The organism is Streptomyces winkii (assembly GCF_032248595.1).
Lineage (GTDB): Bacteria > Actinomycetota > Actinomycetes > Streptomycetales > Streptomycetaceae > Streptomyces > Streptomyces winkii.
This window is the reverse complement of the sequence record NZ_JASTTH010000032.1, coordinates 1-255: the sequence shown is the minus strand read 5'-3', so window position 1 is coordinate 255 and position 255 is coordinate 1. Positions and strand designations below refer to the sequence as shown.

At 59.6% G+C, this 255-nt stretch carries 1 rRNA gene; it reads right to left on the bottom strand.

The features are described 5' to 3' along the window. Nucleotides 1-255, bottom strand: a 23S ribosomal RNA gene (locus tag QQM67_RS30800); the annotation flags it as partial.

Sequence of the window (255 nt, the reverse complement as noted above, 5' to 3'; positions counted from 1 at the left end):
TGGCCTATCAACCCGGTCATCTCCCGGGAGCCTTAACCCCACACAGGGGGTGGGAGTCCTCATCTCGAAGCAGGCTTCCCGCTTAGATGCTTTCAGCGGTTATCCCTCCCGAACGTAGCCAACCAGCCATGCTCTTGGCAGAACAACTGGCACACCAGAGGTCCGTCCGTCCCGGTCCTCTCGTACTAGGGACAGCCCTTCTCAAGACTCCTACGCGCGCAGCGGATAGGGACCGAACTGTCTCACGACGTTCTA